Raw genomic sequence first — 21,880 nt, 5'->3', positions numbered from 1 at the left:
CACTAAACAAAGATATTTCCCAAAGGAGCGCAGGTACATGGAATCAGCCCAGGACAAGCAAGGCCGCATTCTGCTGGTGGATGACGAGTCCGCGATCCTGCGCACCTTCCGCTACTGCCTGGAAGACGAGGGCTATAGCGTGGCGACCGCCAACAGCGCCACTCAGGCGGAGAGCCTGCTGCAGCGCCAGGTGTTCGACCTGTGCTTCCTTGACCTGCGCCTTGGCGAAGACAATGGCCTGGACGTGTTGGCCCAGATGCGCGTTCAGGCGCCGTGGATGCGTGTAGTCATCGTGACCGCCCACTCCGCCATCGATACAGCGGTCGATGCCATCCAGGCCGGCGCCGCCGACTACCTGGTCAAGCCTTGCAGTCCTGACCAGTTGCGCCTGGCCACAGCCAAGCAACTGGAGGTGCGCCAGCTTTCCGCCCGCCTGGAAGCCTTGGAAGGCGAAGTGCGCAAGCCCAAGGATGGCCTCGACTCCCACAGCCCGGCCATGATGGTCGTACTGGAAACAGCCCGCCAGGTGGCAACCACTGATGCCAACATCCTGATCCTGGGCGAATCCGGGACCGGCAAGGGTGAGTTGGCTCGCGCCATCCACGGCTGGAGCAAGCGCGCACGCAAGGCCTGCGTGACCATCAACTGCCCGTCGCTCAATGCCGAGCTGATGGAAAGCGAATTGTTCGGTCACACGCGAGGGGCCTTTACCGGCGCCAGCGAAAGCACCCTTGGCCGAGTCAACCAGGCGGACGGCGGCACCTTGTTCCTCGATGAAATCGGTGATTTCCCCCTGACCCTGCAACCCAAGTTGCTGCGCTTTATCCAGGACAAGGAATATGAGCGTGTTGGCGACCCGGTCACCCGCCGGGCCGATGTGCGCATTCTCGCCGCCACCAACCTCAACCTTGAAGAAATGGTGCGCGAGGGTCGTTTCCGCGAAGACCTGCTCTACCGCCTGAACGTCATTACCTTGCACCTGCCGCCCCTGCGCGAGCGCAGTGAAGACATCCTCACGCTTGCCGACCGCTTTCTGGCGCGCTTCGTCAAGGAATACTCAAGGCCGGCCCGCGGTTTCAGTGAGGAAGCACGTGCAGCGCTGCTCAATTATCGCTGGCCGGGCAACATTCGCGAATTGCGTAACGTGATCGAGCGGGCCAGCATCATCTGCCCCCAGGAAAAGGTCGAGATCAGCCATCTGGGCATGGGCGAGCAACCGGCCAGCAACGCGCCGCGCGTAGGGGCCGCCTTGAGCCTGGATGAGCTTGAGCGCGCGCACATCGGCGCTGTGCTGGCCGCCAGCGACACGCTCGACCAAGCCGCCAAGACCCTCGGGATCGACGCATCGACCCTGTATCGCAAGCGTAAGCAGTACAACCTGTGAAGTGGCCGACCATGAAGCTGCGCACGCGGCTCTTTCTCAGCATCTCGGCGCTGGTCACGGTCGCCCTGTTGGGGTTGCTACTCGGCCTGGTCAGTGTCCTGCAGATGGCTTCGGCCCAGCAGGCGCTGGTTCGCGACACCAACCACTCGCTGGATGTAGGGCTAAAGCTACGCCAGAACCTGGGTGAGCAGCTTATCCTGCTGCTGGATACGGACACGGCTCCAGGTCAGTTGCAAACGCTGCAAGACGACTTCCAACGCCTGCTCGACCAAGGCCTGGCCGACGGTGGCCAGCGGCCAGGGTTCAGCGAAGCCCGCGACCACTACCAGGCATTTCTCGAGGCTTACCACGCCACCCCGGCGCCCTCGCGCAGCCTGGCCGTGGACCAGCCACTGGGCGCCGCATTCAATCAAGTGCGTACCGACCTGATCGATTCCCACAAACAAGCGCTGGCCAACATCGCTCGCAGCGAAGAACAAAGCCGTGCCCGCGCACTGCTGGTAGGCGGCGTGCTGGGCCTGATGGGCCTGGTGGTCCTGGTTTTGGGCTTCATCACGGCCCACAACATTGCCCGCCGATTCGGCCAGCCCATCGAGGCCCTGGCCAAGGCAGCCGATCAGCTGGGCAAGGGCAATTTCGATGTCACACTCCCGATCACTCAAGCCAGCGAACTGAACCAGCTCACGCGTCGCTTCGGGATCATGGCCGACGCCCTGCGCAAGCACCAGGCCACCAATGTCGACGAATTGCTCGCCGGGCAGCAGCGCCTGCAAGCCGTGCTCGACAGTATCGATGATGGCCTGCTGATCATCGACCGACAGGGCTTGCTCGAGCACTTGAACCCGGTTGCTCAACGCCAACTGGGCTGGAACGACAGCCGCGTTGGCAGCAGCCTGGCCGAAGCCCTGGAACGACCTGAACTGGAACAGCAACTGTGCCAGGTGCTACGCGGCGGCAGTCTGGACCGTCAACCGGACGACCTTCACATCGACGTTGACGAGGAAACGCGTCTGCTGACCTATAGCTTGACGCCCGTCAGCCATCCTCAGGGCCCGATCCTGGGCGCCGTGATGGTGCTGCACGATGTGACCGAACAGCGTGCCTTCGAGCGGGTGCGCAGCGAGTTCGTGCTACGCGCCTCCCACGAGCTGCGTACGCCTGTCACCGGTATGCACATGGCGTTCGGCTTGCTGCGCGAACGGGTCAAGTTTCCCGAGGAAGCGCGTGAATACGATCTGCTGGAAACCATCGGCGAAGAAATGCAGCGCCTGACCCAGTTGATCAACGACCTGCTCAACTTCAGCCGCTATCAAAGCGGTCTGCAAAAGCTCGAGCTGGCGCCCTGTGCCATCGATGAATTGCTGGAGCGGGCGCAATTGCGCTTCGCCGATCAGGCGGGCCAGAAGCAGATCGAACTGGTCTTGGCCCTGGAACCGCCACTGCCGCGCATCCAGGCTGACGTTGCTCAGCTCGACCGCGTGCTGGACAACCTGCTGCACAATGCGGTCAGGCACACCCCCCAGGGCGGGCGCATCCGCCTGCATGCGCGCCGCCATGCCGAACGCGTGATCATCAGTGTCGAGGACACGGGCGAGGGTATCGCCTATGGTCAGCAGGGCCGCATCTTCGAGCCGTTCGTGCAAGTGGGCCGCAAGAAGGGCGGGGCCGGCCTGGGACTGGCCCTGTGCAAGGAAATCGTGCAGTTGCACGGTGGGCGCATGGGCGTCTTCTCGCGACCAGGTGAAGGTACCCAGTTCTACCTGGCCCTGCCGGTCTGACGCTCGCAAGGCCTGTCAGGCCTGTCTGCCCCGTGGCAACTTATCCCGCGTGACCAGCTCGGCAAACTGCCGGGCCGTCAGGGCCTTGGCGAACAGCCAGCCCTGGCCGTACTTCACCCCTTCGCCAAGCAGCAGCAGCGCCTGGTCCTCACGCTCGATACCTTCGGCGATCACCCGTAGATGCAGGTCGTGGGCCATGCGGATGATATGGGGTGCCACACCGCTGCTGGCGGCATCGTGGCCCAGCGCATCGATGAATGCCTTGTCGATTTTCAGGCAATCCACGGGCAAGGTCTGAAGGTAGGCCAGGCTGCAATAACCCGTGCCGAAATCGTCGATCAGCACTTGATGGCCCTCGGCGCGCAACGCTTGCAGGTTTTCGCGCGCCACCACCACATCGATCAGGCCCCGTTCGGTCACCTCGAAGGCGATCTGCCTCGGGGCCACCCGGTGCAGCGCCAGCAGGCGCGCCGCCACTTCCCCAACACGCGGAACCATCACGTCGCACGCCGCCAGGTTCACCGAGATGTAGAGCATGGGCCTTGAGCGCAACAGAGGGCCGAGTTGCTCAAGGACGCGTCGCAGGACGAAGTCGGTGATTTCACGGATCTGCCCGGTATTCTCGGCCAGCGGTATGAACAGCTCAGGGCTGGTCAGGCTGCCATCGGGACGACGCCAGCGCACCAATGCCTCGGCGCCGACACAGCGCCTGCTGTCGAGCTCGAAAATCGGCTGGTAGAGCACTTGCAGCTGGCCACGACTCAGCGCTTGCTGAAGCTCGGAGCTCATGGAGCGTCGCTGTTGAGCCAATTGCAGGACCAGCCAGCCAATGCAACAAGCTCCCAGTACGCTGCCTGGAAACAGCAGCCACAGGGCGCCATTCATGCGCAGGGGGAGACTTGCGCGTGGTGCAATCAGAACCAACTGGTAATCAGGAGACTTGGTGGGCATGCGATAGATGAGACGATCGCTGAACTCCAGCAACGTTTTGTGACTGGTCGACCACACAGAAGGCGGTGGCCACACCTGGGGCGGGCCCAGCACCGGGATCGCCCGAGCACCGTTGTCCAGCACGACCAACAAGCTCCCGCCCGGAGGCAAATCCACTACATCGGTCAGATGCCCACGGGACGTGGACACCAGAAACCGGCCACGCCCCAACATCAGGGCGGCAAGGTTTTCGTCGGGCTCGGTGGTGGTGTTGAGCCAGTAGCTGTAGACCGGCCCCTTGATGTCTGGCGGGCGCAGCGGCACGAAAGCCCGCTCGTCACCTCGGTTCGAGCAGGCAACATTACCGTCGACATAGGCCGCCTCGTAGATGAACCGTGAACTCAAGCCGATCTGCTGCAAGGCCGTCAGCATGGCGGGGCCGCAGCCACGCAAAGGTTGCGTCTCCAATAAGTCCACACCTTCGCGCAACTGCCCGAATACCTGTTCCAGTCGTTCCAGAAAACGCTCGCCCTGAGCATTCATCTGTTCGCTTTCACTTTGCTTCATCTGCTGCAACGCAATGGCGATGCTGGCGGTTAGCAATAGGGCGGCACTGGCGATTGCCGCCAAAGCGGCAAGCATCCAGGGGCGGTAGAAAAATTGGCGCAAGGCCGCTAGGCGATCAGGCATCGAAGGCATCCAGTTGATTACCAAGGTATAGCAACTCAATGGACAATTACCTTTGCCGTTTAGCGCTTCGCTTGCGCGAGGACCAAACGGCAGCCGTCAACGCTTTACCGCATGCGGTTGAGCACCTCGAGCATGGCGGCCGTCTGCGCATCGGGCTGGCCGTCGAAGCGTTGAGGTCGGAAGCGCATCTGGAACGCCGCGATCACGTGCCGAGTCTGGACATCGAGCACGCCCGTCTGCTCGATGGCGTAGCCAAATCGGGCAAGCGCCTGCTGGTACCATCCAACCGTAGGAGGATTGACCTCGAAGTAGGCCTGCTGGCGAGCCACGCTAGAGGCGTCAGGCCACACACCCAGGCCGGCGTCGGCCAAACGTTTCCACGGGAACAGCGGGCCGGGGTCCTGCTTGCGCAGTGGGGCGATGTCGCTATGGCCAATGATGTGCCGAGGCTCGATGCCATTACGCTTGACGATATCCTTGAGCAGCGCGATCAGCGACTGGATCTGCGCTTCGCTGTAGGGGTGCCATACCCGCCCGGCAGGCGTATCGGTAAAGCCAGCGTTGACGATCTCGATACCGATGGACGATGAATTCAACCAGGTTCTGCCTTGCCACTGGCTGTCGCCAGCGTGCCAGGCCCGCCTGCTTTCATCCACCAATTGGTAGACAGTTGCGGGGCCATCACCGATCAGGTAGTGGCTGCTGACCTCGCCATGGGTCAGCAACGCCAACGAGCGCTCCAGTGAAGCATTGGTATAGTGCAGCACCACGAACTGAATGCGGTTGTCTTGGTTGGCTGACGGGTGGCTGCGGTCGATGCGCAAGCCCGTGGAGCAACCGGCGACAGTCAGCAGCAGCAGGGTGATCAGTGATTTTTTCAGCGTGGAAAGCACGGCAGTGGCCTCAGCGAATGAGCGCTACAGTATAACGCTCTCCCCGCATCTGCGCTCGCCCTTGCCAGGCGCTCGGTCAGTGCTGCTCCACGCAGTTGCGCCCCCGTTGCTTGGCACGGTAAAGCGCTACGTCGGCACGCTTGAGCACCTGATCGGCCACCTCGCCAGGCCTGAACGCGCTCAGCCCGATGGACGTGGATACCACCACCCGCTCCCCCTTGAAGTGAAACGGGCAGGCCTCTACGGCAAGGCGCATCGTTTCGACGACCTGTAACGCGTCTGCCGGCGAGGTGTCGGGCAGCAGCAGCACGAACTCCTCGCCCCCGAAGCGGGCAATGAAATCCTGGCCCCGCAGCCGTTTGCGCAACTGTTCGGCCACGATCTTCAGTACCTTATCACCGGCCAGATGCCCATAGCCGTCGTTGATCTGCTTGAAATGATCCAGGTCCAGAATCGCCATGGCCAAGTCGCCGCCGTTTTCCTGCCAGCGCTGCATCTCGCGCTCGATTTGCTCGCTCCAGGCCGCACGATTGGGCAAGCCGGTCAGTGGGTCGAGCAACGCCTTCTGCCGCTGCTCCTCCAGGTGCTCACGGTAACCCAGCGCTTCCTGCTCCATGCTGGCCACGCGCTCGGACAGCCCCTGCAGACGCCCAGCCAGCGCCTGCTCGCGGCGATCGCGCTCGTGCTGGTGCTGGTCCATCGTCATCAGCAAGCCTTCGAGCCGGCTTTCGAGCAGGTGCTTCAAGCTCGATACGTCTGCGGCGCCTTGCATGTCGGTTTGCAGCCCGTCCACCTGCTCACGCAATTGCGTATCCAGTTCGCGTGCCGCACTGCTGTTGTCGGCGTGACCTGCGCTGGCGGCCTGCAAGTGGCCGTGGAAACCCTCGAGCCGCTCATTGAGCAATTGCAGATAGGTTTCGAACTCATGCTGGCCGCTGTCGGTGATCGCCAGCAACAACACGGCAAGATCATCCAGCACCGGAATCAACTCGTACCAGTTCATGCCGCGCGCCACCCGTTCGCGCATCGCCTGCGCCTGCGCCTTGTGGCGGTCCGGCAGGCTCAGGTCATCCAGCAGACCGAGCAGCGTCTGCTCGATATGGGCGGCCACCTGGCTGTATGGCGGCTCGACTGCGTAGGGCAGGGCATAGGCCTCTTGGTCAGACAACGGGACATCAGCCAAAGGGGTCGAATCATCCTCACCCCCACTTTGCAATGGCACGTCCATTGCCGGACCAGGTGCCGGGGGCACGGGCGGCGGCTCGCCACCCGACATTTGTTCAGACTCGATCAGTGACGGGGACGCATCGCTGTCCTCATGCCCATCGTGCTGAGGGACAATGGACGCTTCCTGAACCAGGGGCTGCGAGGCAGCAGGGACGAGGCCCGGCGCCTGCTCGCTGGCGGCCTCGACAGGCGCCAGGTCATCGCGACCTTTGAACAACCGCTGCAAAAAGCCGCCCCGCGAACTGGCTTCGGGCCTGTCCAGCGCGGCCAGCGCACGCCCTTGCAGCCCACTGAGTTCCCCCAGCAGCGGCGGCAGATCGCGAGACTGGGTGACACCGGCCTCCAGCCGCTTGGCAAGCTTCTTCAACGGCCTGGAGACATCGCTGGTCAACGGCAGGCCTTGCAACTGATCGACCAGTGCCGTCAGCGCATCGCCCACTTGGTTCATGCGGGTTTCGCGGCGCTGCTCAGACTCCAGTACCGCTTTTTCAAGACGGGGGATAAGGCCGGCAAGCCCGGCATCCATGTTGTCACTGCGAATGACCTCGCGCATTTCCTTCATGCACTGGTCGACGACCTTGTCGCTGCCCTCAGCGGCTAACGTACTGCGAACCAGGCCTCGGCGCAGCAAGTCCAGGCGCGCCTCCCAGCGACGTTCGAGCTTCTCCTGTTGCTCAATGCTTATCAGGTATTTTTCTTTCCAGCGCTCGGCTTCTTCGGTCATGCCTGTGTCCGCACGGGTGATACAACTGGGGCTGTCTGATACACACTGTCGGCGCGTGCCCGGGACACTTGAGGGCAAGCGAGGCGTCAGTTGATTCAGCTCAAGGCCGGCAGCGTATCCACAGTCAATGCATCAGGCAATCGGATCTCGACGGCCACAGGAAGATGGTCGGAAATCGGCTGGGCCAGCACTTCGACTCTTTCCAGGGTAAGGCTCGGGCTGAGCAGGATATGGTCCAGGCAGCGCTGTGGTCGCCAACTGGGGAAGGTGGCCTCCACCTGAGGCGCAATCAGGCCAAGGTCGCGCAACGGTGAATGCTCGAGCAGGTCGGTAGCATGGGTGTTCATGTCCCCCATCAACACCTGATGGCGATACCCGCCGATCAGTTCGCGGATGTAGGCCAGCTGCAGTGCACGGGTCTTGGCGCCCAAGGCCAAGTGCATCATGACTACGATCAGCGCATCCTCACCCTCGCCGAAGCGCACCAGGATAGCCCCGCGCCCTGCTGGGCCAGGCAGTGGGTGATCCTCGAGTTGGTGAGGCTTCAAGCGACTGAGTACGCCATTACTGTGCTGAGCGAAGCGCCCAAGGTTGCGATTGAGCTGTTGGTACCAATAGGGGAAGGCACCCAGTTGGGCCAGATGCTCGACCTGATTGACATAGCCCGAGCGCAAGCTGCCCCCATCCGCCTCTTGCAGGGCCACCAGGTCGAAGTCCCCAAGCAACTTACCGATTTTCTGCAAGTTGCTGGCTCGGCCAGTGTGCGGCAGCAGGTGCTGCCAGCTGCGCGTCAGGTAATGCCGATAGCGCTCGGTACTAATGCCCACCTGGATGTTGAAGCTGAGCAGCCGCAGACGACCATCTTCTGGCAAGCCGGGGGCTTGCAAGTGATGCTCGTTGACCTGCGGCTGGGGCAGGGCAACGCCGCGCGTGACCCGTAGGCGAGGCATGGTTGCGCTGCCTATTTGGCAGCGCGCTCCTTGTCGATCAGCTGGTCGGCCACGTTGAGGACGCCCTCTGGTCCGCCAGCGGTGCCCAGGTCGAAGCGGTACTTACCGTTGACCACCATGCTGGGAACGCCAGTGATTTCATACTTCTTGGCCAGTTCTTTCGCCTGGTTGACCTGGCCCTTGATGGCGAACGAGTTATAGGTGGCCAGGAACTTGTCCTTGTCCACCCCCTGCGTTGCCAAGAAAGCGGCCATGTCTTTTGGATCTGTCAGGCGCTTGTGCTGGTTCTGGATGGCGTCGAATACCGCCGCGTGCACCTTGTGCTCGACGCCCATCGCTTCCAGAGTCAGGAACATCTGGCCATGGGCATCCCAAGGGCCACCGAACATGGCAGGCACACGCTTGAAGTTGACGTCCTCGGGCAGCTTGTCGACCCACGGGTTGATGACAGGCTCGAAGTGATAGCAATGCGGGCAGCCATACCAGAACAACTCGACCACTTCGATCTTGCCAGGCACGGAAACCGGAACCGGGTTGCTCAGCTCGACATACTCCTTGCCGGCTACAGGCTCTGCGGCCTGAACGGAAGTCATACCAAGTACGCTGGCAGCGACCAGCGCAGCGCTGAGAATCAGTTTACGCATGCTTTACTCCTGAGCAGTCATGGGTCGCCACGGCACGACCTGGATTGAGACAGGCCGGGAAGGGCTCTAGTTCTGTAGTGTAACGGCTGCGGACGAAAAAAAGGGCAGCCGCGCCGCCCTTTCATCTTTGGCTTTCAACATTAACCGGGCATTAATGCAGGCCCTGGATGTAGCTGGCCAATGCCTCGATGTCATGGTTACTGAGCTTCCCGGCGATGGTGCGCATGGTCATGGCATCCCCATCGTTGGTGCGATTGCCTTCACGGAAGTCCGTCAGCTGCTTGCTCACGTACTGGGCATGCTGCCCGCTCAGGTGAGGGAACCCGGCCAGTGCGATACCCGCCCCGTCAGGCGAGTGGCAGCCCGTGCAGGCCGGCATGCCCTTGTCCAGGTCGCCACCGTTGAACAGCGCACGCCCGCGCTCGACCAGCGCAGGGTCGGCCGCGCCCACGCTGCTTTTCTGGCTAGCGAAATATGCCGCAATGTCGGCTAGGTCCTGGTCGTTGAAACCGGCCAGCATGCCGGTCATCTCCAGCACGACGCGTTTGCCGGACTTGATATCGTGCATTTGTTTTTCGAGGTAGCGCTGGCCTTGACCTGCCAGCTTGGGGAAGTTCGGTGCCAGGCTATTGCCATCTGGGTTGTGGCAGGCCCCGCAGACGGCCGTCTTGGCCTGACCTGCGGCGGCATCGCCTTTGACGGGCTGCGCAGCAGTGGCCGCACCTGCGACACCCAGGCTCAACAGCAGACTCACGACTAGTTTGTTCATCAGCTAATCCAACACGGCTAGGGGTGAAATGTTATGTATCGGGACTGCCATTCATCCAAAGGATGACCAGACGGTAGTCCTCGGCACTGCAGTCCATGCACAATCCACGCGGCGGCATAGCCTTGAAACCCTGAGCATTGTGCCGTGCCGAGATATTCATGCATTGCGCCAGATCAGGATTCAGGTTGCCCGATCGCCCCTCTGGGCTCATGGAGCAGGCGTTCGCTGTACCCGCCGCGCACACGCGGTTGTACAACACCTCGGAATCCTGTGTAGCCTGTGCGCTGAAAACCGGCAGGAACAGACCGACAGCAAGCGGCCATTGCGTATTGCGCCATGACGTTCAGGGTTGGGGGCCGCGCTGCGTTCTAATGCGCAAGCTCATGTTCGACACCCCATGCTCGTTCCCCAAAGCCGGGAGAAAGAGCACACAAAAACTGGGGCATTATATACTTCCGCCACCCAAACGGAAACGACACCGCTTGCCAGGCCCCGCTCAACAGGGGGCTGGCATCACCACATCGGATATCCCATGCAAGTCAAGAACCCCATCCTCGGCCTGTGCCAGAAAGCCAAATTCGCCCTCAGCGCTGCCAAGGTCGAACAATGCCCGGACGACCAGGGTTACGAGGTGGCCTTCGCCGGCCGCTCCAACGCCGGTAAATCCAGCGCGCTGAATACGCTGACCCACGCCAGCCTGGCCCGCACCTCGAAAACGCCCGGCCGCACCCAGTTGCTGAACTTCTTCAGCCTGGATGACGAACGCCGCCTGGTCGACTTACCGGGCTACGGCTACGCCAAGGTGCCCATCCCCCTCAAGCAGCACTGGCAGCGCCACCTGGAAGCTTACCTGGGCAGCCGCGAATGCCTGCGTGGCGTGATCCTGATGATGGATGTCCGCCACCCGATGACGGATTTCGACAAGATGATGCTCGATTGGGCCAAGGCCAGCGGCATGCCCATGCATATCTTGCTGACCAAGGCCGACAAGCTCACCCATGGCGCCGCCAAGAACACCTTGCTCAAGGTGCAATCGGAGATCAGGAAAGGCTGGGGCGAAGGCGTGACCATCCAACTGTTCTCGGCCCCCAAGCGCCTGGGCCTTGAAGACGCCTACCGCGTGCTGGCCGACTGGATGGAGCTCGAAGACAAGCCTGTCGCCTGAGGGCCAAGGCCCGCGCCAGGCAAATTTCAGGCAAAAAAAACCCCGGACTTCGTATGGGGAGGGGGAAGTTCGGGGTCCAAGCCCGGACCGCTAGGGCGGGGTCCGGATATCTGCCAACACTTAACACAACATAGGAGCATCGAACGGCTTCACCAGCCATTCAGGTACTCTGAGTTGCAGTTCACTGCTTTAGTTCCTGGGGCCTGGAACTATTTGCGACAGTTTCATGAAACCGGTTGTGACAGCCCAGGGCGACTGTGACGGCAAACCGCACCACAACGCCCCTTGGCCCGCGCAATCAGTGGGCTTCGTCCCAGTTTGCGCCCACACCGGCCTCGACCAGCAACGGCACGTCCAGTTGCGCCGCCTGACTCATGTGCTTTCGAATTTCATCTTTCACCAGATCCACGAGGTCTTCGCGCACCTCAAGAACAAGTTCGTCGTGCACCTGCAGGATCACCCGCGCATCCAGTGCGCTTTCGGTCAACCAGTTGTCCACATTGACCATGGCGCGCTTGATGATGTCGGCAGCCGTACCCTGCATCGGCGCGTTGATCGCCGTGCGCTCGGCTCCCCGGCGCAAGGCTGGGTTCTTGGCGTTGATATCAGGCAGGTAGAGCCGGCGACCAAACAGGGTTTCCACGAACCCCTGCTCTGCGGCCTGGGCACGGGTACGCTCCATGTAGGCCAACACCCCTGGATAGCGTGTGAAGTAACGATCGATGTAATCCTGGGACTGCTTGCGGTCCACCCCGATCTGCTTGGCGAGACCAAAGGCGCTCATGCCGTAGATCAGCCCGAAGTTGATCGCCTTGGCGCTGCGCCGCTGGTCATGGGTGACCTGTTCGAGCGCAACGCCAAATACTTCGGCCGCCGTCGCCCGGTGCACGTCCAGATCGTTCTGGAACGCGTGCAGCAAGCCTTCGTCCTTGGCCAGGTGCGCCATGATGCGCAGCTCGATCTGGGAATAGTCGGCGGCCAGCAGCTTGTAGCCAGGGCTTGCGATGAAGGCCTGGCGGATTCGCCGGCCTTCGGCCGTGCGGATCGGAATGTTCTGCAGGTTCGGGTCACTGGACGACAACCGGCCCGTGGCCGCCACTGCCTGCTGATACGACGTGTGGATTCGCCCCGTGCGAGGGTTGATCTGCCCCGGCAGCTTGTCGGTGTAGGTGCTCTTGAGCTTGCTCAGGCTGCGGTACTGCATCAGCACTTCAGGCAGTGGGTACCCTTGCTCGGCCAGCTCGTCCAGCACAGCTTCTGCCGTCGATGGCTGGCCCTTGGCCGTCTTGCTGATCACCGGCATGCCCAGCTTGTCGTACAGGATCGCGCCCAGCTGCTTGGGCGAACCCAGGTTGAATTCCTCACCAGCCAGTTCGAAGGCCCGCTGTTCCAGCTCGGCCATCTTCACACCCAGCTCACCGCTCTGGACGTGCAACAGCGCCGCATCGACCAACGCGCCCTGGCGCTCGATCTTGGCCAGCACGGGCACCAGCGGCATTTCGATGTCCGTGAGCACCGGCTGCACACTGGGGGTCTTGGCCATGTGCGCCTGCAATGCCTGGTGCAGGCGCAGGGTGATGTCGGCATCTTCGGCCGCGTAGGGGCCGGCCTTGTCCAGATGGATCTGGTTGAAGGTCAGCTGCTTGGCACCTTTGCCTGCAATGTCCTCGAACGCAATGGTGGTATGCCCAAGGTACTTTTGCGCCAGGCTGTCCATGTCGTGCCGCGTGCCGGTCGAGTTGAACACGTACGATTCGAGCATGGTGTCATAGGCCACCCCCTGCACCTGGATCGCGGGAGAACCATTGGCAAGGATGTTGATGTCGTACTTGGCGTTCTGGCCTACCTTGGCTTTTGCCGGGTCCTCCAACAAGGGCTTGAGCGCGAGCAGAACGGCCTCACGGTCTAACTGGGCAGGGGCGCCTTCGTAGTCGTGCATCAAGGGGACGTAGGCCGCTTCATGGGGCTCGACGGCGAAGGAAATCCCTACCAGCTGGGCGCGCTGCGCATCGAGGCCGGTGGTTTCGGTATCGAACGCGAACAGCGGTGCCTGGCGCAGTTTCTCAAGCCAGGCGTCGAAGCGGTCCTGGTCAAGGATGGTTTCATAGCGGGCCTCGACCATGGCCGCCGGGGCCTCTACCGGGGGCAACTGGTCCCCTTCCCGAGCCGCATCGCGCTGCAGGTCGGCAATCCAGCTCTTGAACTCCATTTCGGTATACAGCGCCAGCAGCGCCTCGCGGTCTGGTTCGCCGCACACCAGCGCATCGACTTCGATGTCCAGCGGCACATCGATCTTGATGGTGGCCAGCTCGTACGACATGAAAGCCGCTTCACGGTGTTCTTCAAGCTTGGCGGGCAGGCTCTTGGCGCCTCGAATGGGCAGCGCAGGCACCTTGTCCAGGTTCGCGTACAGGTCGCTGAGCCCCCCGCCGATCCCGGTCAACAGCCCGACGGCGGTCTTTTCACCCACACCTGGCACACCTGGAATGTTGTCCACCTTGTCGCCCATCAGCGCCAGGAAGTCGATGATGTGCTCGGGGCCGACCCCGAATTTCTCGTGCACGCCAGCCACGTCCAGCACGCTACCGGTCATGGTGTTGACCAGGGTAATGTGCCCGTCGACCAGCTGCGCCATGTCCTTGTCGCCGGTGGAAATGATGACCGGCCGGTCCAGCGCCGCGCTGCTGCGTGCCAAGGTACCGATGACATCGTCAGCTTCGACCCCTTCGACGCACAACAGTGGGTAGCCCATGGCCTTGACGCTGGCATGCAGCGGCTCGATCTGCACCCGCAGATCGTCAGGCATGCTGGGGCGGTTGGCCTTGTAGTCGGCGAACAGGGTGTCGCGGAACGTGCCGCCCTTGGCGTCGAACACCACGGCGAACAAGCTGTCCGGGTACTGCCTGCGCAGGCTCTTGAGCATGTTGAGCACACCCTTCACCGCACCGGTTGGCATGCCCTTGGACGTGGTCAGCGGGGGCAAGGCATGGAAGGCGCGATAAAGGTAGGAGGAACCGTCCACGAGGACGAGGGGCGCTTGGCTCATGAGCAGAATCAACCTTTTCGACGGGTCCGGCGCTAGAATAGCCAGAATCATTGACGACAAAGGGACTAGGTTATCATGCGTACACTCAATCGCCTGTTACTGCTCTGCCTGATGGCAGGTCTGCCCGTCGTTACCTTGGCGGCGGATGACGCGCCCTCGGCCGATCCCGAGGTGACCATTCGCACGGAAGGCGACAAGACCATCCAGGAATATCGCCAAAACGGCTTCCTGTATGCGATCAAGATCACGCCCAAACATGGCAAGCCTTACTTTCTGGTACGCGCCGATGGCTCCGATGGCAATTTCATTCGTTCCGACCAGCCGGACATGCTGATTCCGTCCTGGAAGATCTTCGAGTGGTAATCTGACGCGCACCGTTCACATCAACCCGGCACTTCGGCCAGAAGTGCCTGCATGGGCAATCTTTCATCATGTCAGTCTTCACCCCCGTGACCCGGCCTGAGCTGGAAACCTTTCTGGCACCTTATGAGCTGGGTCGCCTGCTCGATTTCCAGGGTATCGCCGCCGGCACCGAGAACAGCAACTTCTTCGTCAGCCTCGAACAGGGGGAGTTCGTGCTGACGCTGATCGAGCGTGGGCCCAGCGAGGACATGCCGTTCTTCATCGAGCTGCTCGATACCCTGCACACGGTCCGGATGCCAGTGCCCTACGCCATTCGTGACCGTGACGGCCATGGCCTGCGCGAACTGTGCGGCAAGCCGGCGTTGCTGCAACCCAGGCTCTCGGGCAAACACATCAAGGCGCCCAATGCCCAGCATTGTGCCCAGGTCGGTGAACTGCTCGCACACATTCACCTGGCCACCCGTGAACACATCATCGAGCGCCGCACGGACCGAGGCCTTGAGTGGATGCTGGCCGCCGGGGCTGAACTGCTGCCGCGCCTGAACGCCGAGCAGGCGAGCCTGCTGCAACCGGCGCTGGATGAAATCGCCGCCCATCAGGCGCAGATCCTGGCACTGCCCCGGGCGAACCTGCATGCCGACCTGTTCCGCGACAACGTGATGTTCGAAGGCACCCATCTGTCCGGAGTCATCGACTTCTACAACGCCTGCTCGGGGCCGATGCTGTATGACATTGCCATTACCCTGAACGACTGGTGCCTGGATGCGCAGGCCGGCATCGATGTACCGCGCGCCCAGGCCTTGCTTGCCGCCTACGCCGCATTACGGCCGTTCACAGCAGCCGAAGCCGAACTCTGGCCACAGATGTTGCGCGTTGCCTGCGTGCGGTTCTGGCTGTCTCGCTTGATCGCGGCAGAGTCCTTTGCTGGCATGGACGTGATGATCCACGACCCAAGCGAGTTCGAGGTGCGCCTGGCGCAGCGCCAGCAGGTGGCCGTGAAGCTGCCGTTCGCCCTCTGATCCAAACCCTGGCGGCAGGCCCTGTGCGCCTGCCCATGGGGCAGAAGGCATCAGGCGCTGCCCCGGGCGCCCAACCCAGATATGCAGCCGCAGCGTACCTTTACAGCTGCTCCAGGCAGCTCGCCAAGTCGCCCCCTAGCTTGTCGAGCAATCGCTCGTAGCCTTGCGCATCCACCGGATCGGTGCCACCCAGCGCATCGAGCTCGGCCAGGCGCACCGGCAGACCGGCTGTCAGGGTTTCGGCCAGCCGGGGGCGCAAGGGCGGCTCGCTGAAGACGCAAGTCTTGCCCACTTCCTGCAGCCGCTTACGCATGGCGGCCACGTGCTGAGCGCCGGGCTGCACTTCAGACGCCACGCTGAACACGCCGGTATGCTTGAGGCCATACTCTGCCTCGAAATAATCGAAGGCCTCGTGGAACACGAAGTAAGGCTTGCCTGCCACACCCGCCACCCGAGCCTTGATGCGGGTGTCGAGCGCGTCCAGGCGCTGGGTGAAGGTCGCCAGGTTACGCGTGTAGCGGTCGGCATTGGCAGGGTCCACGCTGGCGAGATCGGCGGCCATTTTCCCGGCGATCACCCGGGCGTTCACCGAAGACAACCACAAGTGCGCATCCAGGCTGCCTGGGCGGTGATCATGGTCATGGTCGTCGTGGTCTTCGTCGTGGGAATGGCTGTCCTCGCCAAAGTGACGCAGCTTCATGCCCGGCAGCGACTGTACCGCAACGGTCGTCTTGCTGCGGCTGGTCAGCACCTTGGGCAAAAAGCCCTCCATGTCCGGGCCTATCCAGTACAGCAAATCCGCCTCCGCGACCCTGCGCACGTCCGAGGGACGCAGTGCGTAATGGTGAGGCGAGGCACCCGGCGGCAACAGCACTTCAGGGCTGCCGACGCCTTCCTGCACAGCAGCGGCGATCTGTTGCAGAGGCTTGATGCTGGTCAGCACATGCACGTCAGCGTGGGCGGAAAATGCGATGAAAGCGACAAACAGGGTAAGGAATCGGGCCACAGTAGGTACTCGAATCGTCAGAAACAGGTAACATAATAACGTCTCCATCCAGAATCGTCTCTGCCCATGTCCATTACGCCGCTGGCCACCCGTCCTCATGACCATTCCCATTGCGTGCACAGCGCCCTGGCTGAAGCCGACGCTCTGTGCGCTCGTCAAGGGCTGCGCCTGACGGCGCTGCGCCGCCGGGTACTGGAGCTGGTGTGGCAGAGCCACAAACCGTTGGGCGCCTACGACATCCTGGCGGTGCTGAGCGAACAGGATGGCCGTCGCGCGGCGCCGCCAACGGTGTACCGCGCGCTGGACTTCCTTCTGGAAAACGGTCTCGTGCACCGCATCGCTTCGCTCAACGCCTTTATCGGTTGTAGCCATCCCGAGCATACGCACCAGGGGCAGTTTCTCATTTGCCGACTGTGCCATATCGCCATTGAGCTGGAGCAGGCGAGTATCAGCGATGCCATCGTCGGCAGCGCCAGGCATGTAGGTTTCACGGTCGAGAACCAGACCGTCGAGGTCGTGGGCGTGTGCAGCAACTGCAAGGACGCGGCATGAGCGACGCGCTGATCCGCCTGGGGCAGGTTGGCGTCACCTATGGCGGGGAGGCCGTGCTCGACAGCATCGACTTGGCAGTCGCACCCGGCCAGATCGTCACCCTGATCGGGCCCAATGGAGCGGGCAAGACCACGCTGGTCCGCGCCGTGCTGGGGCTACTCAAGCCACACCGCGGCTCGGTATGGCGCAAACCCCGGCTGCGCATTGGCTACATGCCGCAAAAAATCCAGGTCGACGCCACGCTGCCGTTGTCGGTGCTGCGCTTTCTGCGCCTGGTGCCCGGCGTGGATCGCGCGGCGGCCCTGTCGGCGCTTCAGGAGGTCGGCGCCGAGCACGTGATCGACAGCCCCATCCAGACTGTGTCCGGGGGTGAAATGCAGCGCGTGCTGCTGGCCCGTGCGCTGCTGCGAGAGCCGCAGTTGCTGGTGCTGGACGAGCCGGTCCAAGGTGTTGACGTAGTAGGGCAAACGGAGCTGTACAACCTCATCACCCGACTGCGCGACCGCCTGGGTTGCGGCGTATTGATGGTTTCCCACGACCTGCACCTGGTCATGAGTGCAACCGATCAGGTGGTGTGCCTGAACCGCCATGTGTGCTGCTCCGGTCATCCCGAACAGGTCAGCGGTGACCCGGCATTCGTCGAACTGTTCGGCCAGACCGCACCCAGCCTGGCCATTTATCACCATCATCATGACCACAGTCACGACCTGCACGGTTCGGTGGTCGCCCCAGCCCCCCATGTTCACGGAGCGCACTGCAAGCATGGCTGATTTTCTTCTCTACGCCCTGCTCGCTGGTCTTTCCCTCGCGCTGGTAGCTGGCCCCCTTGGCTCGTTCGTCGTCTGGCGGCGCATGGCCTACTTTGGCGACACCCTGTCCCATGCTGCTTTGCTGGGTGTAGCCCTGGGCTTCGTGCTGGATGTCAGCCCCACATTGGCCGTCACCGTGGGCTGCCTGTTGCTGGCGATTCTGCTGGTGACCTTGCAGCAACGCCAGCCTCTGGCATCCGACACGCTGCTCGGTATCCTGGCACCCAGTACCTTGTCCTTGGGCCTGGTGGTGCTGAGCTTCATGCACGACGTGCGCATCGACCTGATGGCTTACCTGTTCGGGGATCTGCTGGCCATCAGCCCGACCGATCTTGCCTGGATTTTGGGCGGCAGCGCCCTGGTACTCGTACTGATCGCCGTCTTGTGGCGCCCCTTGCTCGCCGTCACCGTCCACGAAGAACTGGCAACGGTCGAAGGGCTACCGGTTGCAGCGTTGCGCATGGCGCTGATGCTGCTCATCGCCGTGGTCATCGCGGTGGCCATGAAGATCGTCGGCGTCTTGCTGATCACCTCTTTGCTGATCATTCCGGCGGCAGCCGCTCAGCGGCATGCGCGCTCTCCCGAGCAGATGGCCGTAGGCGCCAGCGTCATAGGCGTGGTAGCGGTCTGCGGCGGGCTGGCCTTGTCATGGTTCAAGGACACGCCTGCCGGTCCATCCATTGTGGTGTGCGCTGCGGTGCTATTCTTGCTGAGTCTGGCCCTGCCCAAACGGTGAGCGACAGGCGTCCAAGTCCTGCCTTGCAACCTTCGGCGGAGTAAAGGGTCTGTAAGACCAGTTTTCGAGCGTGCGCACCTGGGTGTAGACTTGCTCGCTTTTTGCGCAAATAGAGAGCCGCAGGAATGAAGCCGTTTGCCTCCCGTTGTCTGCTTGTTGGCGTATTTTCCCTGTTCCTTGCCGCGTGCTCCCATGCACCGGTCGAACAGGCCAGCACGCCTGCCCAGCCTGATGCATGGCAGCAGTTGCAACAAAATATCGCCAGCAACGAGCTGGCCACCGCAGAAGACCAACTGGTCTCCCTGCAAGCGCAGTCGCCTGGCGATGGCCGCGTCGAGCAATACCAGCGCGAGCTGGCCGAAGCCTACCTGCAACGCAGCCAGATCATGTTGCAGAAGGGTGACGTGAATGCGGCGGTCACAGCCCTGGCGCGCGCGCGCGCACTGATGCCACAGGCACCGGCGGTCACTGGCGGTGATGCCGTTTCACAAGCGCGCAAGGCCGAGCTGGCCAAGGCCGAAGCCGCACTCAAGGCTGCCGAAGCCAAGCCCAGGGCTCGAGTGATCGACCCCAGTGCGCCCAGTACGGTGATTGCGTTGGAAACCACCGACATCCAAGCCATGCGCCAGCAGCTCGATGACATCGCCGCCGACGTGGTCAATTATGGTTGCGATGTGGTGTTCCAGGTGCCACGCAGCGCGGATGCGCCGTGGCTGAAGACATTGCTGGCCAAGCGTGTTCGCAAGATCGACAGCACCTTCGACCTGAAACAAAAGCACGACATCCAGCGCGCGTTGCCCGCTCAGGTGGTGCTGGTCCCCCACCAGCGCTAGGCCCGTGGATAGAGGCTGCAATGCAGCCCCTGACACGCGGAGGGTTTAAGCAGGAACCGCTTCGGCAGCCGCTTCACGCTCCCATACGCGATGCCCTTCCACTGCCTTGACGAACGCGTCCATGGCCTTCTGGTCGTCGCCGGTCAGCAGACCCTTGTCTTCCTTCAGGCCCAACGTTGCAAGCAGTTCCTGGGTCAGCACCATCGCCTTGAGATGCTTGTAGCCCTCAAGCAGGAAGTGCTTGGCCAGGCCACTGGCCGCCATGGCATCGGTGGACGCCTTGCCAGCGGGTACAACGATGCCATCGAACATGATCGACGGCATGCCTTCCATGGAGGCATCTACCGGCAGTTGCGTACCGTCGGCGGCCTTCACAGGCGCCGAGGTCGGGCCCAGCAGCATGGGGCGAGCGCTCTGCGCCTCCAGGGCCTTGACCATCTTGTCGACGCTGGCGGCATCCACGCCGTTGGCGATCAGTACAGCGATCTTGCGACCCTTGATCCCGACCTTGCCCGGATGGTTCATCTGGCTCAAGGCTGGCGATTCGGCCAGCTGGCTGCCCTTGACCTTGACGGTGCCGGCTTTAGGGGCTGGCAGGCCCAGGTTTTCCGCCACGGCTGCTGCCAGCTTCAGGTCGATGTTGGCGAGAATCTCATTCACCTGGCGCGCACGGATGTGCTCACGCTCGACCTTGCCCAACTCAAAGCTGTAGGCCTTGATGATGTGCTGCTGCTCGGTCGGGCTCATGCTCTGGAAGAACAGGCGCGCCTGGGAGAAGTGATCACCGAACGAGTCGCTGCGCTGGCGAATCTTGTGCGCATCGACGCGCTCCTGATACGTCTCGAAACCGCCGTCGCGTGGGCCGGGCGGGGTTTCCTTCGGCCAGCCGCCGTCGATGGAGTTGGGCTCGTAGGCGGCGCGGCCTTTGTGCACGATATGCTGGTGCATCGCATCGCGCTGGTTGTTGTGGTTCGGGGCAACCGGGCGATTGATCGGGATCTGGTGGAAGTTTGGGCCACCCAGGCGGCTGATCTGAGTATCGGTGTAGGAGAACAGGCGACCCTGCAGTAACGGGTCATTGGTGAAGTCGATGCCCGGCACGATGTGGCCTGGGCAGAAAGCGATCTGCTCGACCTCGGAGAAGAAGTTGTCCGGGTTGCGATTGAGCACCATCTTGCCCAGCGGGGTGACCGGGACCAGCTCTTCAGGGATGATCTTGGTCGGGTCCAGCAGGTCGAAGTCGAACTTGTGCTCGTCGGCCTCAGGCACGATCTGCACGCCGAGTTCCCATTCCGGGTAGTCGCCGGTTTCGATGGCTTCCCACAGGTCACGACGGTGGTAGTCGGTGTCCTTGCCCGCCAGTTTCTGCGCCTCGTCCCACAGCACGGAATGCACGCCCTCGCTGGGCTTCCAGTGGAACTTGACGAAGTGGGCCACGCCTTCGGCGTTGACCAGACGGAAGGTGTGCACGCCGAAACCTTCCATCATGCGCAGGCTGCGTGGGATGGCGCGGTCCGACATGGCCCAGACGACCATGTGCGCCGATTCAGGCACCAACGAGACAAAGTCCCAGAAGGTGTCGTGGGCCGAACCGCCGGTGGGGATCTCGTTATGCGGCTCGGGCTTGACGGCGTGTACGAAGTCCGGGAACTTGATGGCGTCCTGGATAAAGAACACCGGCATGTTGTTGCCGACCAGGTCGAAGTTGCCTTCATCGGTATAGAACTTCACGGCAAAGCCGCGCACGTCGCGCACCGTGTCACCGGAGCCGCGCGGCCCCTGAACGGTGGAAAAGCGCACAAATACCGGGGTGATCTTCTCCGGATCTTGCAGGAAACCGGCCTTGGTCAGTTCGGCGTGGCAGCCATAGCTCTGGAAATAACCATGGGCACCGGTGCCTCGTGCATGGACGATCCGCTCCGGGATGCGCTCATGGTCAAAATGGGTGATTTTCTCGCGCATGATGAAGTCTTCAAGCAGCGAGGGGCCGCGGTCGCCGGCCTTCAAGGTGTTCTGGTTGTCCGAAATGCGCACACCCTGGTTGGTGCGCAGCGCCTGCCCGGTGGCATCGCTGCGGTCTGCTTCCAGGCTCTGCAACTTGGCATTGGTATTGGCCCGATCCGGGGTCTGAGTACCTGCGGCCTCGCTGTGCTTCGGCGCATCCTTGTTCTTGCTGGGCATGGTTGGCTTTCCTCATCAGTCTTCGGGCGCCCGATCGGGCTTGTCCAGTTAGTGACCCGGGCACAAGAGCGAGCGTTCCATCGGGATGACCAGCTGTCGCCATATAGCGTTCTGATTGGTCAGAGGCAAAATAAATGCTAAGAACAGCGGTTATAAAAGGCTAAAATGCGGCCCCCAGCCC

Annotated in this window: 19 protein-coding genes; 9 read left to right on the top strand and 10 right to left on the bottom strand. The window is 62.3% G+C overall.

Translation table 11 applies throughout. From position 1 onward, the window contains the following. Positions 1-37: 37 nt before the first annotated feature. Together algB and B2Y33_RS02885 are read left to right on the top strand one after the other, a co-directional pair. Positions 38-1,384, top strand: a complete 1,347-nt coding sequence (algB, locus tag B2Y33_RS02890) for a sigma-54-dependent response regulator transcription factor AlgB (protein WP_027913227.1) — start codon at positions 38-40, stop codon at positions 1,382-1,384. 11 nt (positions 1,385-1,395) lie between these two features. Next, entirely contained in the window at positions 1,396-3,162 is a 1,767-nt protein-coding gene (locus B2Y33_RS02885) for a KinB sensor domain-containing domain (RefSeq protein ID WP_033694889.1), read from the top strand. A gap of 15 nt (positions 3,163-3,177) precedes the next feature. On the opposite strand, the gene B2Y33_RS02880 is transcribed toward B2Y33_RS02885, so the two are convergent. From B2Y33_RS02880 to B2Y33_RS02850, 7 genes are all read right to left on the bottom strand, one after another. Beyond that, positions 3,178-4,782 carry an EAL domain-containing protein gene (locus B2Y33_RS02880; RefSeq protein ID WP_027913229.1) on the bottom strand — a complete coding sequence of 535 codons (1,605 nt, stop codon included), beginning with the start codon at positions 4,780-4,782 and terminating at the stop codon, positions 3,178-3,180. Between the two features lie 104 nt (positions 4,783-4,886). Further along, positions 4,887-5,675, bottom strand: a complete 789-nt coding sequence (locus B2Y33_RS02875; protein WP_027913230.1) for an N-acetylmuramoyl-L-alanine amidase — start codon at positions 5,673-5,675, stop codon at positions 4,887-4,889. A gap of 76 nt (positions 5,676-5,751) precedes the next feature. Next, positions 5,752-7,626, bottom strand: coding sequence for a GGDEF domain-containing protein (locus B2Y33_RS02870; protein ID WP_206405047.1), 1,875 nt, complete (start codon positions 7,624-7,626; stop codon positions 5,752-5,754). 95 nt (positions 7,627-7,721) lie between these two features. Continuing rightward, positions 7,722-8,576 carry an endonuclease/exonuclease/phosphatase family protein gene (locus B2Y33_RS02865; protein ID WP_027913232.1) on the bottom strand — a complete coding sequence of 285 codons (855 nt, stop codon included), beginning with the start codon at positions 8,574-8,576 and terminating at the stop codon, positions 7,722-7,724. A gap of 11 nt (positions 8,577-8,587) precedes the next feature. Next, positions 8,588-9,220: a thiol:disulfide interchange protein DsbA/DsbL gene (gene dsbA / locus B2Y33_RS02860; RefSeq protein ID WP_206405048.1), complete on the bottom strand. Its 633-nt coding sequence runs from the start codon at positions 9,218-9,220 to the stop codon at positions 8,588-8,590. Between the two features lie 151 nt (positions 9,221-9,371). Further along, a complete protein-coding gene (locus B2Y33_RS02855) occupies positions 9,372-9,989 on the bottom strand; it encodes a c-type cytochrome (protein ID WP_027913234.1) in 618 nt (205 codons plus the stop codon). A 31-nt stretch (positions 9,990-10,020) separates the two neighbouring features. Continuing rightward, positions 10,021-10,293 carry a cytochrome c5 family protein gene (locus tag B2Y33_RS02850; RefSeq protein ID WP_080992798.1) on the bottom strand — a complete coding sequence of 91 codons (273 nt, stop codon included), beginning with the start codon at positions 10,291-10,293 and terminating at the stop codon, positions 10,021-10,023. A gap of 228 nt (positions 10,294-10,521) precedes the next feature. Between B2Y33_RS02850 and yihA the strand changes: the two genes are divergently transcribed. Next, positions 10,522-11,154, top strand: a complete 633-nt coding sequence (gene yihA, locus B2Y33_RS02845) for a ribosome biogenesis GTP-binding protein YihA/YsxC (protein ID WP_027913235.1) — start codon at positions 10,522-10,524, stop codon at positions 11,152-11,154. A 298-nt stretch (positions 11,155-11,452) separates the two neighbouring features. Here yihA and polA read toward each other — a convergent pair whose 3' ends face one another. Continuing rightward, positions 11,453-14,200 carry a DNA polymerase I gene (gene polA / locus B2Y33_RS02840; RefSeq protein ID WP_028687760.1) on the bottom strand — a complete coding sequence of 916 codons (2,748 nt, stop codon included), beginning with the start codon at positions 14,198-14,200 and terminating at the stop codon, positions 11,453-11,455. 75 nt (positions 14,201-14,275) lie between these two features. Here polA and B2Y33_RS02835 point away from each other — a divergent pair, with 75 nt between their 5' ends. Then, on the top strand, positions 14,276-14,563 hold the full coding sequence (locus B2Y33_RS02835) for a DUF2782 domain-containing protein (protein WP_027913237.1): 288 nt from the start codon (positions 14,276-14,278) through the stop codon (positions 14,561-14,563). A gap of 68 nt (positions 14,564-14,631) precedes the next feature. Next, positions 14,632-15,582, top strand: a complete 951-nt coding sequence (locus B2Y33_RS02830; protein WP_206405049.1) for a homoserine kinase — start codon at positions 14,632-14,634, stop codon at positions 15,580-15,582. A 100-nt stretch (positions 15,583-15,682) separates the two neighbouring features. Here the strand turns inward: B2Y33_RS02830 and B2Y33_RS02825 are convergent, their stop codons facing one another. Next, positions 15,683-16,636 (bottom strand): zinc ABC transporter substrate-binding protein, encoded by a 954-nt coding sequence (locus tag B2Y33_RS02825; RefSeq protein ID WP_241194854.1) that lies wholly within the window; start codon positions 16,634-16,636, stop codon positions 15,683-15,685. Between the two features lie 18 nt (positions 16,637-16,654). Between B2Y33_RS02825 and zur the strand changes: the two genes are divergently transcribed. The 4 genes from zur to B2Y33_RS02805 all read left to right on the top strand — a co-directional run bounded on the left by zur (position 16,655) and on the right by B2Y33_RS02805 (position 19,518). Further along, positions 16,655-17,140, top strand: coding sequence for a zinc uptake transcriptional repressor Zur (gene zur, locus B2Y33_RS02820; protein WP_027913240.1), 486 nt, complete (start codon positions 16,655-16,657; stop codon positions 17,138-17,140). Next, positions 17,137-17,910, top strand: a complete 774-nt coding sequence (znuC, locus tag B2Y33_RS02815; RefSeq protein WP_288632760.1) for a zinc ABC transporter ATP-binding protein ZnuC — start codon at positions 17,137-17,139, stop codon at positions 17,908-17,910. The genes zur and znuC overlap by 4 nt, the downstream gene beginning before the upstream one ends. Further along, the gene (gene znuB, locus B2Y33_RS02810; RefSeq protein WP_027913242.1) at positions 17,903-18,685 is read left to right on the top strand and encodes a zinc ABC transporter permease subunit ZnuB; all 783 of its coding nucleotides are present in this window, start codon (positions 17,903-17,905) and stop codon (positions 18,683-18,685) included. Before znuC ends, znuB begins: the two co-directional genes overlap by 8 nt. Before the next feature lie 125 nt (positions 18,686-18,810). Then, a complete protein-coding gene (locus B2Y33_RS02805; RefSeq protein WP_206405050.1) occupies positions 18,811-19,518 on the top strand; it encodes a PA5502 family lipoprotein in 708 nt (235 codons plus the stop codon). A gap of 45 nt (positions 19,519-19,563) precedes the next feature. On the opposite strand, the gene katE is transcribed toward B2Y33_RS02805, so the two are convergent. After that, positions 19,564-21,699, bottom strand: coding sequence for a catalase HPII (gene katE, locus B2Y33_RS02800; protein ID WP_027913244.1), 2,136 nt, complete (start codon positions 21,697-21,699; stop codon positions 19,564-19,566). Positions 21,700-21,880 lie beyond the last annotated feature (181 nt).

The organism is Pseudomonas sp. UBA5666, assembly GCF_002420785.1.
Classification (GTDB): Bacteria; Pseudomonadota; Gammaproteobacteria; order Pseudomonadales; family Pseudomonadaceae; genus Aquipseudomonas; species Aquipseudomonas fulva.
This window is presented reverse-complemented; position numbering and strand designations above follow the sequence as displayed.